Consider the following 14,169-nt stretch of genomic DNA (forward strand, 5'->3'; position numbering starts at 1 on the left):
ATATTGCGTTGAGAATACGCTCCCAGTGCCCAGCATGGCGCCACCGGTTGAAGCGATTTACGCAGGTGGTATAGGGACCATATCGAGCCGGGATATCCGCCCAGGGCGCACCCGTTCTCAGTCGCCAGAAGATACCATTCAGCACCCGCCGATCATCAACCCTCGCCTTGCCGCGTACCTTCGTTGGAAGAAGCGGTTCAATCACCGACCATTCGAAATCCGTCAAATCAAAGCGAGCCATCACTGCCTCCAAATCAACGGAAGCAGTGAATCACAATCCATTAAAAACAAAAACTATTTTATGGGTATGTGACCTAAAGTATTCTGAACGAGCAGCCTTGGCAGCGCATTGCGCGCAATCAAACTGCGAAGACGGCGAATTTGGCGCCAGATCGACGGTGATTGATCAAGATCATCGTGTCGATTGCTCCAGCTGTTACAAATGAGGTGCGGCCTGGAGCCCCCCATGCCTTCGCGGATTTAAGCCTGAAGGCAAGAGTTGATGCCTCGGCGGCATCTACAACCGGGAATCGGATTGGGTCTGACATGCTTACCTCCGGCAACACCAGGGCTGAGTTCGACAGTGAAAAACACCAACGACATTGCTGCTGACGACCTCACCACCGCACAAGCCGCTGCTGAACTCGAACGGCTTGCAAAGGAAATCGCCGCTCACGATCAGCGCTATTATCAAGAGGATCGGCCAACAATCACCGACGCGGAATACGATGCGCTTCGCGCCCGCAACGCTGCGATCGAACAACGATTTCCACAATTGCTACGCGCCGACTCCCCGTCCTTGAGGGTTGGCGCCGCATCGGCGACCGAATTCCGCAAAGTCCACCATGTCGTGCCGGTTCTTTCCCTTGAAAATGCCATGTCCGATGAAGAAGTCAGCGATTTCTTCGACCGGATCTGCAGGTCGCTCAAAATTCGGGGAACGGAAGCCATCGCCTTCAGCGCGGAACCAAAGATCGATGGTCTTTCGATATCGCTGCGATACGAGAAGGGTGCCCTTGTCACTGGCGCCACACGTGGTGACGGCGCCGAAGGTGAAGATGTTACTGCCAACATCAAAACGGTGACAGAAATACCCCAGCGGCTGCGTGGCGGCAACGTGCCGGATATTTGTGAGGTGCGGGGAGAGGTTTATATGACCAAGACCGATTTCCTGAAACTCAACGCAGCTCAGGTGGCGGCCGGCAGGCAAACCTTCGCCAATCCGCGCAATTCGGCAGCCGGCTCCTTGCGCCAGAGGGATCCGCGGATTACCGCCTCTCGTCCCCTCGGTTTCTTCGCATATGCCTGGGGCGAAATGAGCCGGATGCCGGCGGCTACTCAATCCGACATGATGCGCTGGTTTGCTTCCTGCGGATTTAAAACGAACCCTCTGACCAGGACTTGTCATTCGGATCGAGAATTGCTCGCGTTTCATCAAGAAGTCGAGGAGATGCGGGCGAAACTCGACTACGATGTCGACGGCGTCGTCTATAAGGTGGACAGGATCGACTGGCAAAACAAGCTCGGTTCGATCGCACGTAGCCCACGCTGGGCGATCGCTCACAAATTTCCACCGGAACGCGCCGTAACCGTCCTGACGGATATAGAGATGCAGGTGGGGCGCACGGGCGTCCTGACGCCAGTTGCTAAACTTGAGCCAATCAATATTGGGGGCGTCGTCGTTAGAAGGGCCACGCTTCATAACAAGGATTACATCGCAGGCATCAGCGCAAACCGACAGGTTATTCGCGGGGGACGCGACATTCGCATCAATGATACAGTCGTCATCGAACGCGCCGGTGACGTGATCCCGCAAGTTGTTGACGTCTTGCCGGAAAAACGATCAAAAACCTCCCGACCCTACGATTTTCCAACGACATGCCCGTGCTTCCTGCGGACGGAGGTCGCACGAGAGCTGACACATTCCGGGGAGCAAGGCGCCCATCTGCGCTGTTCGGGAGAATTGGCCTGCCCCTACCAAAAGATCGAACATCTCAAGCTGCTGGCATCCCGTCACGCCTTCAATATCGAAGGTCTCGGAGAACAGAAAATCGAATTCCTCTTCAAACATGGTTGGATTTGCGAGCCCGCCGATATCTTCACATTGGCAGGGCGCGCCAGCGACATCGGACTCGCAGCCCAGCAGGGTTTCGGCAAAAAGTCCGCTCAAAATCTGTTTCGCGCGATTGAGATGCGCCGCCGTATTGCCCTTGATCGCTTCATCTATGCGCTGGGCATTCGCCATGTGGGCGAGACGACAGCCTTAGTCCTTGCCAGAACCTATCGCTCATGGAGCCAATTTGAAGCCGCATGTTTGAAAATCGCGGCGGGCGATGCGGGAGCGAGACAGGAAATGAATGCGCTCGACAAAATCGGCGACACCGTCATCGACAGCATCGCGTCCTATTTTGGCGAGACTCACAATCTCGACATCGTCCGGCGCCTCATCGGGCAAGTAGTTATCCTTGACATGCCTCAATCCGACATTCTGTCGCCCGTGGCAGGACGGATCGTCGTCTTTACAGGATCGCTGACATCGATGACGCGCGAAGAGGCGGAAGAGCAGGCGGAACGGCTTGGCGCCAGAGCCGCAACTTCGGTCTCGGGGAAAACCGACTTTGTCGTTGCCGGCCCAGGCGCCGGATCGAAGCTTGCCGAGGCAAAAAGGCTCGGGGTCACGGTTCTGTCTGAAGCGGAATGGCTGAGGATGGCGCGCGGGTAGGTGTCAGGGCTCAACAACGCAGCTTGTCAGCACACATATTCCTCCAATCGGTCCGACAATCATGCAAATCGTGATGAGTGTGTGAACCACCTGGATAGCAGTCCGCCCGCTTCGTACCTGTTTGACCATCTGCTGGCATCAATGCCCGCAAAGCATCGACCTGCATGTGATGCCGGACTCACCATAAAGCGATGGGGAGCCCACTACCCGCTAGCATTTACTCATCCCTATCTGATTTCAGGAATGCATGCTTAATGTCATCGAGACCGTCCGCTTGAGCTTGAGCGTCCCTCAATAAATCTTCGGCGTAGCTTTGCGCGTCGATTATATCTCGAAAATGAAGTCCACAATCGCGACCTTTAACTTCGATATCGTGCCGTATCTCTGCAATTAGGTCTGCTTTTTCCTGTTCGTCGTGGAGACGAAGCAATCTTGTCATGGAACTCAAAGCGACAAGCTCAAGAACAAGAAAACGACCTTCAATTTCCCCAATCGTTGGCGCTACTGCATTGCCTTTGTCACTTGAATTTTTACCGTCGATTTTTGGCATGGCGAAAATCCTTATGAGGAGACGAAAGCGACTTTTTGCTCTCCTCGCACCTTGGAAGTTCCTGGTTTCCTAGCTCGCCGTGGCGCGCCCACTTACGTCAATCATATCGAGAGCAAAGAAAGTGTGTGTTTTGGGGGTTGCATCCGCCAATCTGGAGGATGGTTTCAAAGCACCAGGCTCCCACCAATCAAGGTGTTGCGCTAGCAGGGACCAGGCCCGATGCTTTTCTTCGCGACTTTCATCGCCATCAAGCTCGACGAATCTCGCATCGATAATTACACTTTTCCAAGAGTGCTTGCTTTTAAGCTGGTCAATTTGAACGCATACATTGGGGTTCGCTCTCATGATATCCAGCTTCTTACCTGGCAAAGTAAATGCGTATAACCTGTCACCGGCGCACGCATATTGAACAGGGACGACATACGGGATATTTGCGTTCGCGCAGGCCAATCTCGCAAGCCATTGTTTTTTTACGAGGGCAATACAATCCTCGTATGCCATCTCTTGGATGTTCATTGCTACTCCTCACTGGTATAGCGGATCTTCCATCAACAACACGATAACGTCGCCGCACCTTCCATTTCGGCAATCGAATGCGCGCATGGAGATCACGAAGGCATGCCGCTGCGAATGCAAATAGTTGCCGAGGCGAAGGACCGTCGCTCTGGATCTCATTGCCCTATAACTGGAGTTTTCCCCGCCCGCTCCATTGCGTCTTTAAACAACTCTTGAGCATATTCCGACGCAGCCGCAATCTGAGCTTCGGGCAGGTTTGCCTCGCGACATTTCCTTTCGATTGCGCGCCGAAGTGCTTCTATGTGTTCGGTTTGACCATCTGCAGCACAGTGCCTCAAAAGCCTCGTTAAAGCGGTGGTCGCCACAGCTTCAAGAACGAAGACTCGCCCCCCAATTTCACCCAACGACGGCACAGCGTTACCAGCCGGGCCTCCGAAACTATCGCGCTTTACTCTCAGCATAGCATCGCTCCTGAATGAGCATACATTATCGAACAATCTTACGATAGTTCTGCTGTGGCGTTAGTGCATTGAGGCAAATCAATATGAGCGGCAAAAGGGCAAAAAATTCCGCCCGACTGTGCGCCGGCAGGTGCTGTACGCGACGGCAGACAGCAACGCTGAATGCCCGCGCGTTTCATGGTGAAGAGCGGGTGGTCGGCTTTGCGGGAGGCCTTCAGTGCTTTCCAGTAGGGTCATGTTGTCGAAGACCAAGCTGATGGAAAGATCACCAGTGAACAATGACATAATGAACCTGCGCTTGCTTGTTGGGAACGGCGTGCATGCAGATTTGTTGCGCGAGATGATCGGCTTTGCTGCTGGGCAGCTATGGAGCCGTAGGTCCGCCACGGTAGCCGGATTCGGCGAGAAAATCAGCCATGCGGTCGATAAAGGTTCTCACGCTGTGCTCATTCTCGATCAGGCGACCCGATCATCCTTCCACCGAGATCGCCGGAATTGAACCCGGTCGAGAATGGCTGGCGGCTTATGAGGGCAACTGGCTGTCAAACCGCACCTTAAGGACTGCGACGACATTGCCGCCCATTGCTGTGTCGCCTGAAACTTGTCGATCAGTCCTGGAGAATGATGTCCATCGCACTGCGCGAACGGGTGCAGGTGATGATCAGCGCTCGTTGATGCAAGATGGCAATGACCGCTGACCTATTCTGACATGCGGAACAACTTGGACAACGGTTGCGTGCTTCTGGATCAGAGGCCGAATGGATAAGTCTCATCCTCGCCGGTAGCCACCTGCGTCGGCAAGGGGACCACGGCACTTGTTTTGTCGAACCAGACGAAAGCATCGTACTGATCGGCCAGCGATGCGTAGCTGTAATGGCTCCAGCGCTCTGTTTCCGGGCGATAGACGACGCCGATGTAGCGCTCGAGTCGCGGCTCAGCCATGCCGCGACGGAGATCCTCGTGCTGTCCGGCGCGAAGGTCCAACAGGAAACGTTCAGTACCGACGTCGTGGCATAAGGCCTCGTAACTATCGGGACGAGATGGCCGTACCGCCTTGATCTCCATTGGCGCGTCCCATTCCGAGGCCGCCGCAACGGTCCCGGTATGGGTGCCGAAGCCGACCAGGGCAGCATCGTGTCCATAGGCCTGTCTGCACAACTGGCCAATGTTCAGTTCGCCGTGCTCCATGCCCATATCGGTGAATCGCGCGTCCCCGATATGGGAATTGTGAGCCCAGACGACAGCCTTTGTCTTTGGACCTGCCCATGCGAGGATATTCCGGAGGGTATTGAACATATGCTGGTCACGCTGATTCCACGATTCGTGAGCGCCGTAATACATGGCCCGATAGTAGCGTTCCGCATCGGCTACAAGACGAGCATTCTGCATGGCGTCGAAGAACTCAGCGCCATCCTTTTTGGCGTATTGGAACTCCTTTTGCAGGAGATCGACGAGAATGCGCGTCACCGGCCGCTCGCATAGCGCATAACCTTCAGTCAGTGATGCACGACCATAGGCGGCCGGCTCCCGCGACCACGGCGACAAACAGGCATAGCGCCCGCGCGCCACCGCCGCAGCCTCTGGATCGACGCGGTCAAGGTAGGCGAGCACCGCGGCGATCGATGCCGTCATGTTGTAGAGGTCGAGGCCATAGAAGCCGACCTTGTCGTTGGGCAATTTTGTGGCGTTGTGATTGCGCAGGAAGCTGACGAATGCATCGACGTCCTTGTTGCGCCACATCCAGGTCGGGAATCGGGCGAACGGCGTTGAATTCATCGGCTGATGTGGGCTTTGTCGCACATAACGGTCAACCGCGGCGGCATCTGGCCAATCGGCCTCGACTGCAACGATCGTGAAACCATGTTTCTCAATCAGCCGACGCGTAATAGCGGCGCGGGCCTGGTAAAATTCCGAGGTGCCGTGAGAGGCCTCGCCAAGCAACACCACGCGTGCATCAGCAAACCGGTCGAAGGCAGTGGGGAAGGCAGGGTCATCCAGCGAAGGCAACGGTTCAGCTGCGGCCCGCAGCAAGGCCGCCACCGACATCGGCGATATTGGCTGAACTCCTGCAGGCGTCGGCACGTGGCTTTGCACCGGCGGAGACAGATAATGCTGGAACCAGGCGCTTGCCATGTCGGTCACCGCCTCAAGTGCGCCAGGCTCCTCGAACAGATGGGTGGCGTTGGGGACGATCCTCAGCAGCTTGTCACATTTGAGGGCAGCCAGTGCCTTGCGGTTCAGTGCAAGAACCTGCTGGTCGTCGCCGCCGACAATGAACAGTGTCGGCGCTTCCACCTCGCCGAGCCGTGGGCTGGCCAGATCGGGGCGACCACCACGCGAGACCACCGCCGCCACGCGGCCCCGAAGCTCCGCTGCCGCCAACATTGCTGCCCCGGCCCCGGTGCTCGCGCCAAACAGGCCAAGCGGCAGATCGGCGATGTCCGGCTCCGCCCCGATCCAGATCGCGGCCTCAAGCAAACGCTCCGCGAGCAACGGAATGTCGAAGACATTGCGGCGGTCTCTTGCCTCATCCGCCGTCAGCAGATCCAGAAGAAGTGTCGCGAAGCCCTCGGCATTCAGCCGGTCGGCAACGGCAATATTGCGCGGACTGAGCCGGCTCGACCCGCTGCCATGGGCGAAAAGGATGATGCCTCGTGGATCCGGCGGTACGCTTAGATCGCCGACCAGACCGAGCGGGGGAACTGCGACCCGGCGCCTGGAGTGATCGGGCGCAGCATCAGCGCCTTCGGCCCACCCTTGTCTCAGCAGCCCGATCGTCTCTTCATCGGTGAGCTGGTGGAAATCGCGATAGAATCCGCCTACCCCTTGAAAATTCCTGGCGGGATTCAGACACACGACAACGTCGGCGTGCTGACGCATTTCGGCCAGCGTTTCTTCCGGTGCGACGGGGATGGCGAGGATGGTCTTGGCCGCACCTTGGCTCTTAATCGCGATGAGCGCGGCTTTGGCTGTAGCCCCTGTGGCAAGTCCATCATCGACGATGATAGCGGTATGTCCGGTCGGCTCCAGTCGCGCGCGGTTACCAAGGTAGAGTGCGCGGCGGCGCTCGAGTTCGGTGAGTTCCCGCTGCCGCGCGCGCTCGAGATAGGCGTCATCGACACCGGTCGCCAGTCGCACGTCCTCGTTGATGACTGTCTGAGGGCTTTCGCCTTCGACAACGGCACCGAGCGCCACTTCGGGAGCACCCGGCGCACCGATCTTGCGCACTAGAACGAGATCGAGCGGCGCACGAAGCGCGCATGCGATTTCCAGCGCCACCGGCACGCCACCGCGCGGCAAGGCGTAAACGACCGGACGATCAGGGGCGAGCGTGATCAATCTGGCCGCCAACTGACGGCCTGCATCGGACCTGTCGCTAAACTGGTAATGTGATTTGACCATAAAAACACTATGTCTAGTCAGTGATCTGCCACATTGATGCAGATCAAATCCTCGCTATGGCCGCATATAGAACGGCAACTAGATCACAGTTCATGGCCGCATTGGATCGGCTGTCGGAAGCTAAAAATGGGAACCGGTTATTTTCCCCGATCTATTTGCGACGAGGGGCTGGTTAGAGGGAGAACTCTAGAATGATCGCGCGGAATTCGCGTGTTTTCTACTGCGCACTTACGACGGCAGCCATGCAACAATCTCGTGGTTCTGACCATTTCTGAAGAAATAAGGATATCCTTGATTCAGATCATATCATTCCAGCGATACCTGGTCTTAGTTTAATGCTTTCAAAAGGACGAAGACCATGATGAGCAAGACCATCGCTCCAGCAGAATGGCAAGCCTATTTCAAAAGCCTTGTAAAGACCCTCAGCGGTAAGCACGTTCGGGTTGAAGTGGTCGGGATTACCTTGGGCGATCAGGTCCTTACCTCGTCATCGCCACTGTTGGGAATGACCTACGAACCGAAGAAGAATACGCTTGAGATCTCCTTGGACGGCCTCGAACACATCATCAATCGCCCCAAGACGATTTCCATCAGGGAAGATGATGGGACCTTGGTGGCGTTGGATATCGTCGATCAAGACGATCGGCATCAGATCGTGACGCTGCTGCCATCGCGGCAGCCGTAATGGGATTGGTGACAGCGAAGCGGATTAAGAGGCGCAACGGATAAATCGGATTTGGCTGCGCGATTGATGGCCTGGTTGCCCCATTGGCTCGTTCGGAAACGTATCGAGTCCGGAGAACTCGTAAGAGTAATGCGCCAGATGTCTTCTCACGCATCGGAAGTGTGGGCCGTCTGGCCCGAGGGACCTCATCTGCCCACCCGCGTGCGGTCCGCTATCGACGCACTTGCAGGGGCATTGCCCAAGGTCGCGTCACCTCTTTGAGTTCTGACGCCGTATGGCGTGTTATTGGAACGCCTGAATCCGCGAGGCTTCGAAAACTCTCGGTGGGTCAGCTCATCGGCGGTCAGTCTCGATGAAGGTTCGTATCCAACACAGGATAGACTTTATAGGTGGTTAAAGTCGCACTGCATCTTGATTGGCCTATTCAACGCGAAACCTGGCGTGGTTGATCCATCGTAGGCCGACCGCTCCACCTTGGAGACTCCCCTTTTCCATCCCGTCATCAGAGCTTCTTGCTCTGAAGCCAGCTGCGGATGACCTGGATAAGTTCCGCCTTGCATTCAAGCGGGAGCCAATGTCCGGCGGGCAGGCTCGTCACGGTAAGGTCTGTGCAGGCCGCGCGCATCGGGTCGCCTTGGCGATTTCCAGCGATGGTGCAGATTTGATCAAAATCGCCGTTAACGAAAAGGATCGGCTGCGAGAGGCGCCCGCCATTGGCCGCTTCGCGGGCGTAGGCGATGTTGGCGTCATCGTTTGTATACAGCGCGCAGGGGCCGCGGAAGCCATGAGCCTTGAACGACTGTACCAGCACCTCGAAGTCCGCTGGGAGCCACAGCGCGGGATTTGGTTTAGTCGGCGGGGCACGATGTGCAGCGCCGAAGCGTCCTCCGTTGCGCGTTACGATCGACATCGGCGAAACCTTTCCAACGACGTCAGGACTGCCGGGTTGATAGGCCGAGGCAAGATATGCTGCATGGTCTGCTTCAAGATCAGCGACTGCCCCATCAAAATTCGTCATGTAGTAGCGGACGTAGTCCCACTGGCCATCCGGATACTGGTCAGCCGGATAGATCGTTCGATCAACCAGCGACACGAGCGTGGGCAGGCTGTTCGCCTCAGGAAAATACGCCCACGACGCCAGCACAACGCCACGGCTGCGCTCAGGCTCATGCGCGGCCAATGCCCCAGCCACGATACTGCCCCAGTCGTGGCCAACCCAGATCGCAGGTTTGCCGCCAAGGTGGTCGTGAAGCTCCGTCATATCCGCCACGATTTCCTTTATGGAGTAAGCGTCTTTGGCTGCCGGGGCAGAAGAGCCGCCGAAGCCGCGCAGATCGGGAGCGACGCAGCGCCAGCCGCCGCCGGCGAACGCCTCCATCTGGGCCCGCCATATCAAACTGATGCTCGGGAACCCATGCAGGAAGAACATCAACGGTCCGTCGGCCGGTCCGCACTCGAGGTAGTGCGTTGTGTGACGCGGCGTATTGAAAATGCGCGACACCAGCGTTGGCGCGGAGCTAGGCGCACCCCATGCTGCGCTGGAGATCGCGTCCGCGGACATTCGCAGGAGAATGGAACGTCGGTCCGGCATTGGCCCGACAGCAACATCGATCGATTGAAGTACGGCTGTCATCGTCAAATACTCCGGTTGGTCCAATGGTCCTTTAGTGTGTGACCCGGAGCCGAAGATCGACCCCGCTGGAATCCGCGACAACGATCTGAAAACGTTGAAGATATTGAAAAAGTAGCGGGGGTCAAGACTTACGCCGGTCGTGGCCGACGCTACATCAATTTACGAATGAAAATCAATAAGTTGCGCCCTGTCGAAAAGGGGGCAAACTTCTCCTTCCACCTGTCATATCGATGCGCGCCGTCCCCTCGGCCTGAGCCGCGCATCGATACATCGGTCCCGTGCTCGGCAACGACGTCACGCGCGACTGCGAGGGGGTGGCTGTAATTTTTTTGCGTCGGCCCTCATGAAGCACCTTGATAAATGGATCGGCGGTCCGTATATTTGGATCAGTGATCCGAATAATAAATGGATCGGCGATCCAGTAGACGCAACGCTTGCGCGTGAACGGCAACGGACACCCCGCCCGACGCGTAACGAGATGTCATTAAGAAAACCGGCAAGGAACACGAACATGAGCACTGTCAGTATAATCGGCTCAGGCGGCATGGCTGCAGCGATCGCGAGCCTTGCCGTCAAGGCCGGACACACGGTCGAATTGATGGCTCGCGACACCGCCAAAGCGCGGACGTTGGCCGATGCGCTCGGCGCCGGTGCAACGACAGGAACGTTCGCCGCCATCCCGGCCGGGGACATCGTCATCCTCGCCGTTCCCTACACGACGGTTCTGGACATCGTGAAGCACTATGGCGAGAAGCTTTCTGACAAAATCCTCATCGACATCACCAACCCCATTAAATCCGATTTCTCGGGCTTCTTGACCCCTGACGACAGCTTTGGCGCGCAGGAGATCGCCAAGGCCGCGCCTGCCGATACGGAAATCGTAAAGGCGTTCAACACCCTGAATGCCCACGTCCTCGCCGCTGGCCCAGTCGAGGGCCACCCGTTGGACGTGTTCATTGCTGGAGACGGCGTGCAGGCGAAGGCCCGCGTCTCGGTCTTCGTCGAGAGCCTCGGACTGCGCTCGATGGATGCCGGGCCGCTATCCATGGCGCGGGCGCTGGAACACGCCTGCATGCTTGTGCTCGGGCTCGTTACCCATGCCGTCAAACACACCAACTTCTCGATCGGCGTCAAACTCCTCGACTGAGCGCCCTAATATCCCATTTTTCGCAAGGAGCATTGCCATGCACGTCTTCGTCACCGGCCCCTCCGGCCACGCCGGCTCGTACGTCGTCCCGGAACTTATCGCGGCCGGCCACGAGGTCACCGGTCTGGCGCGATCGGACGAGTCGGCCGCCGCAGTGTCCGCGCTCGGTGCCAAGGTGCGTCGTGGCGACCTCGCCGATCTCGATGTGCTGAAGGTGGCAGCAGCGGAGTCCGATGGCGTCATCCACCTCGGCTACAGGGCCGACCTCCTCCGGTCCGGAGGGCTAACCGCCCTGCGCGATTCTGAGCTCGCGATCGTGCTGGCATTGGGCGATGCGCTGGCCGGCACGAATAAGCCGCTGATCGTGGCGGGCAGCATCGGCGCGCCCTCGAACGCAGGCCGTGCTGGCCGCATCGGTGCGCCGATCAGCCTCGGCCGACCTGCGACGGAGGATGACCCTGCTTTGCCGAGCGGCCCCTTGGACGAAGGCACTCTGGTGTCTCGCAATATCGTGGAAACCATCGTGCTAAGCTTTGCCGAGAAGGGGGTGCGGTCTTCGGTCGTCCGGATTTCTCTCATCGTGCACAGCCCAACCGATCGTGCGGGCTTTCTCGTCGGGCTGACGGGGCTCGCGAAGCAGAAAGGCTTCGTCGCCTATCCTGGAGCCGGCGCGAACCGATGGCCTGCCGTACATGCGCGCGACCTGGCATCCTTGTTCCATCTTGCACTCGAAAAGGGCGCTGCGGGAAAGACCTGGCACGCGGTGGGCAACGAGGGCGTCCCGTTCCGGGAGATCGCCGAGGCCGTCGCCAAGCGCATCGGCCTGCCCGCCAAGAGCGTTCCCGCCGATGAGATGATGGTGCCGAGATATTTCGGCGGCCTGTCGGCGGTGGTCACCGGTGACTTCGTGGCATCGAGCGCCATCACGCGACAGGCACTCGGCTGGGCGCCTGTCCAGCCCGGCCTGATCGAGGACATGGACAACGGCCATTACTTCCCTGCCGCTTGAGTTGATGTGAGCCTCTCCTCATCAAGCACACCAACATCGCAATCGGCATCAGCCTTCTCGGCTGAGTGCACTCGCACCAACGCCCTCACCTCAAATCGCTCACAAGGAGCAGTTACATGCACGTATTTGTTACTGGCGGCACCGGCCATTCCGGTCCGTACATCATTTCCGATCTCATCGCCGCTGGCCACGCGGTCACCGCCTTGGCACGCTCTGACGCGGCCGCAGCGGCAGTGTCCGCGCTCGGCGCCAAGGTGCGTCGCGGCAGCCTCGAGGATATCGACGGTCTCATGGAGGCGGCCGCGGCCTCGGACGGCGTCATCCATGTCGCGCACCGGCAAGACCTGATTCCAACAGGTGGGATCAACGCTGTAGCCGCCGCCGAACTCCAGATCATGCTCGCCTATGGCGAGGCACTGGCGGGAAGCGGAAAGCCGCTGGTCGCGTCAGGAAGTATTGGCTCACCTGGGTGGGAAGGCTTGGGCCGGCCAGCCACCGAGAAGGATCCGCCCCTTCCTGGCGGCGATCCCTACAAGGGCACCCTGCGGGTTCGTAACATCGTGGAAACCACGGTGATTGGCCTCGCCGAGAAGGGCGTGCGGTCTTCAATCGTGCGGATTCCTGAAATCATGCACAGTTCGACCGACAAGGCCGGCTTCCTTCCGCTGCTGATCGGGCTGGCGAAGGAAAAGGGTGTCGTCGGTTATCCCGGAGACGGTACGAACCGGTGGGGGGCCGTGCACGCCCGCGACCTTGCCACCGTATTTCGCTTGGCGCTGGAGAAGGGGCCTGCCGGATGCAACTGGCACGCGGTTGCCGACGAGGCCGTTCCGTACCGCCAGATCGCCGAGGCCATTGGCGAGCGTTTGAAGCTGCCGGCTATGCCAATTCCTGCAGACGTGCTGATGCTGCCGGGATATTTTGGGTTCCTTGCGAATCTGGTCACGCTCGACACGCCGACCTCAAACGCCATCACCCGCCGGACCCTTGGCTGGGAACCAACTCAGCCCGGCCTGTTCGCCGACTTGGACGACGGCCATTACTTCCCCGCCGACCGATGAGGTGACGACAGGCCGGCTAGTCATGCCGCGCCTGGAGGACAGCAACGTCGTGATGGCGTGATCCGTCCAGGGAAGACGAGCAATACCCCACGATTCAAAAGGAGACTGCACATGAGCACTATCAGCATCATCGGCTCAGGAAAAATGGCGGCGGCAATCGCCGGCCGCACCGCAAAGGCTGGACACACCGTCGAGGTAATCAGCCGTACCGTGGCAAACGCGCAGGCGCTTGCCGACCAACTTGGAGCCGGAGCCACCACAGGAACTTACGGCGCAGCACCTGCGGGCGACATCGTCATCCTCGCCGTGCCATACGCCGGTGCGGCGGGAGCGGTGGCCGACTTCGGGCCAGCGCTGGACGGCAAGGTGATCATCGACATCGCCAACCCCGTCGCACCCGACCTCTCCGGCCTCGTAACGCCCCATGGCAGTTCAGGCGCACAGGAGACCGCCAACGGCCTGCCCGCAGGCGCGCATGTCGTGAAGGCCTTCAACACGATCTTCGGTCACGTCCTTGCGAAGGGTGGACGCCTCGACGCGTTCATCGCAGCCGATGACGCGGAGGCGAAGAGGCGCGTCTCGGCCTTCCTCGAGAGCCTCAGGCTGCGTCCGTTCGATGTCGGCGGCCTGCACATGGCCCAGACGCTCGAGGCACTTGGCCTGATGATGATTGGCCTCGCCAAAAATGGCGCCGGCACCTGGGACTTCGCCATGACCGTCGATATCGGCTGAATCACCGACACCACGTCCTCACGAGCCCGCGATCTCTCCGATGCGTTGGACGAGGTCGCGGCCGGTGATGCCATCGGGGAAGTCCGGATAGATCCTCGTTAGCGGGATCGATGCGGCCCGCCCCGCGCCTCGGTCGACCACCTGAACGGTCAGGCGGAACCGCGCCAGGTAGAGCGCGGCCGTCAATCCCCGCGGAACCGCCGCCGATCACGAGGCAGTCGATCCGCTGGTTGTGCTGCAATTGGCCTCGC

At 58.8% G+C, this 14,169-nt stretch carries 13 protein-coding genes and 2 pseudogenes; 9 read left to right on the forward strand and 6 right to left on the reverse strand.

Annotation, left to right across the window (positions count from 1 at the left end):
- The coding region (locus GA0061101_RS33635) for an IS5 family transposase (RefSeq protein WP_047558138.1) at positions 1 to 241 on the reverse strand (241 nt) is incomplete at its 3' end.
- Positions 242 to 583: 342 nt separating this feature from the next.
- Between GA0061101_RS33635 and ligA the strand changes: the two genes are divergently transcribed.
- A complete protein-coding gene (gene ligA, locus GA0061101_RS33640) occupies positions 584 to 2,722 on the forward strand; it encodes an NAD-dependent DNA ligase LigA (RefSeq protein WP_245297625.1) in 2,139 nt (712 codons plus the stop codon).
- A 217-nt stretch (positions 2,723 to 2,939) separates the two neighbouring features.
- Here ligA and GA0061101_RS33645 read toward each other — a convergent pair whose 3' ends face one another.
- A complete protein-coding gene (locus GA0061101_RS33645; protein WP_092576718.1) occupies positions 2,940 to 3,272 on the reverse strand; it encodes a hypothetical protein in 333 nt (110 codons plus the stop codon).
- Positions 3,273 to 3,341: 69 nt separating this feature from the next.
- Complete coding sequence (locus GA0061101_RS33650) at positions 3,342 to 3,788, reverse strand: pyridoxamine 5'-phosphate oxidase family protein (RefSeq protein ID WP_037200539.1); 447 nt, start codon at positions 3,786 to 3,788, stop codon at positions 3,342 to 3,344.
- A gap of 732 nt (positions 3,789 to 4,520) precedes the next feature.
- Between GA0061101_RS33650 and GA0061101_RS41190 the strand changes: the two are divergent.
- A pseudogene (locus GA0061101_RS41190) lies at positions 4,521 to 4,658 on the forward strand (IS256 family transposase); the annotation flags it as partial.
- Positions 4,653 to 4,924, forward strand: a pseudogene (locus GA0061101_RS40540) (transposase); the annotation flags it as partial. The pseudogenes GA0061101_RS41190 and GA0061101_RS40540, both read left to right, overlap by 6 nt.
- A 72-nt stretch (positions 4,925 to 4,996) precedes the next feature.
- Here the strand turns inward: GA0061101_RS40540 and GA0061101_RS33665 are convergent.
- The gene (locus tag GA0061101_RS33665) at positions 4,997 to 7,588 is read right to left on the reverse strand and encodes an erythromycin esterase family protein (RefSeq protein ID WP_245297626.1); all 2,592 of its coding nucleotides are present in this window, start codon (positions 7,586 to 7,588) and stop codon (positions 4,997 to 4,999) included.
- 424 nt (positions 7,589 to 8,012) lie between these two features.
- On the opposite strand from GA0061101_RS33665, the gene GA0061101_RS33670 reads away from it, so the two are divergent.
- On the forward strand, positions 8,013 to 8,336 hold the full coding sequence (locus GA0061101_RS33670; protein WP_245297627.1) for a DUF5335 family protein: 324 nt from the start codon (positions 8,013 to 8,015) through the stop codon (positions 8,334 to 8,336).
- A gap of 66 nt (positions 8,337 to 8,402) precedes the next feature.
- Entirely contained in the window at positions 8,403 to 8,597 is a 195-nt protein-coding gene (locus tag GA0061101_RS33675; protein WP_092576729.1) for a LysR substrate-binding domain-containing protein, read from the forward strand.
- Between the two features lie 241 nt (positions 8,598 to 8,838).
- Here GA0061101_RS33675 and GA0061101_RS33680 read toward each other — a convergent pair whose 3' ends face one another.
- A complete protein-coding gene (locus GA0061101_RS33680; RefSeq protein ID WP_244655240.1) occupies positions 8,839 to 9,969 on the reverse strand; it encodes an alpha/beta fold hydrolase in 1,131 nt (376 codons plus the stop codon).
- Positions 9,970 to 10,480: 511 nt separating this feature from the next.
- Between GA0061101_RS33680 and GA0061101_RS33685 the strand changes: the two genes are divergently transcribed.
- The 4 genes from GA0061101_RS33685 (at position 10,481) to GA0061101_RS33700 (ending at position 13,918) form a co-directional block, all read left to right on the forward strand.
- Entirely contained in the window at positions 10,481 to 11,116 is a 636-nt protein-coding gene (locus GA0061101_RS33685; protein ID WP_037200544.1) for an NADPH-dependent F420 reductase, read from the forward strand.
- Positions 11,117 to 11,153: 37 nt separating this feature from the next.
- A complete protein-coding gene (locus GA0061101_RS33690; RefSeq protein WP_047640280.1) occupies positions 11,154 to 12,125 on the forward strand; it encodes an SDR family oxidoreductase in 972 nt (323 codons plus the stop codon).
- 116 nt (positions 12,126 to 12,241) lie between these two features.
- A complete protein-coding gene (locus GA0061101_RS33695; RefSeq protein WP_047640281.1) occupies positions 12,242 to 13,186 on the forward strand; it encodes an SDR family oxidoreductase in 945 nt (314 codons plus the stop codon).
- 111 nt (positions 13,187 to 13,297) lie between these two features.
- Entirely contained in the window at positions 13,298 to 13,918 is a 621-nt protein-coding gene (locus tag GA0061101_RS33700) for an NADPH-dependent F420 reductase (RefSeq protein WP_092576732.1), read from the forward strand.
- 18 nt (positions 13,919 to 13,936) lie between these two features.
- On the opposite strand, the gene GA0061101_RS39655 is transcribed toward GA0061101_RS33700, so the two are convergent.
- Positions 13,937 to 14,104 carry a hypothetical protein gene (locus tag GA0061101_RS39655; protein ID WP_156151555.1) on the reverse strand — a complete coding sequence of 56 codons (168 nt, stop codon included), beginning with the start codon at positions 14,102 to 14,104 and terminating at the stop codon, positions 13,937 to 13,939.
- Positions 14,105 to 14,169 lie beyond the last annotated feature (65 nt).

Source organism: Martinezella lusitana (assembly GCF_900094565.1).
Lineage (GTDB): Bacteria > Pseudomonadota > Alphaproteobacteria > Rhizobiales > Rhizobiaceae > Rhizobium > Rhizobium lusitanum.

Excerpts from the sequence above, each read along its gene's own strand:
- GA0061101_RS33690 (WP_047640280.1), top strand. The coding sequence starts at position 11,154 with ATGCACGTCTTCGTCACCGGCCCCTCCGGCCACGCCGGCTCGTACGTC.
- GA0061101_RS33645 (WP_092576718.1), bottom strand. The coding sequence starts at position 3,272 with ATGCCAAAAATCGACGGTAAAAATTCAAGTGACAAAGGCAATGCAGTA.
- GA0061101_RS33685 (WP_037200544.1), top strand. The coding sequence starts at position 10,481 with ATGAGCACTGTCAGTATAATCGGCTCAGGCGGCATGGCTGCAGCGATC.
- GA0061101_RS33670 (WP_245297627.1), top strand. The coding sequence starts at position 8,013 with ATGAGCAAGACCATCGCTCCAGCAGAATGGCAAGCCTATTTCAAAAGC.
- GA0061101_RS33680 (WP_244655240.1), bottom strand. The coding sequence starts at position 9,969 with ATGACAGCCGTACTTCAATCGATCGATGTTGCTGTCGGGCCAATGCCG.
- GA0061101_RS33695 (WP_047640281.1), top strand. The coding sequence starts at position 12,242 with ATGCACGTATTTGTTACTGGCGGCACCGGCCATTCCGGTCCGTACATC.
- GA0061101_RS33675 (WP_092576729.1), top strand. The coding sequence starts at position 8,403 with ATGGCCTGGTTGCCCCATTGGCTCGTTCGGAAACGTATCGAGTCCGGA.
- GA0061101_RS33700 (WP_092576732.1), top strand. The coding sequence starts at position 13,298 with ATGAGCACTATCAGCATCATCGGCTCAGGAAAAATGGCGGCGGCAATC.
- GA0061101_RS33650 (WP_037200539.1), bottom strand. The coding sequence starts at position 3,788 with ATGAACATCCAAGAGATGGCATACGAGGATTGTATTGCCCTCGTAAAA.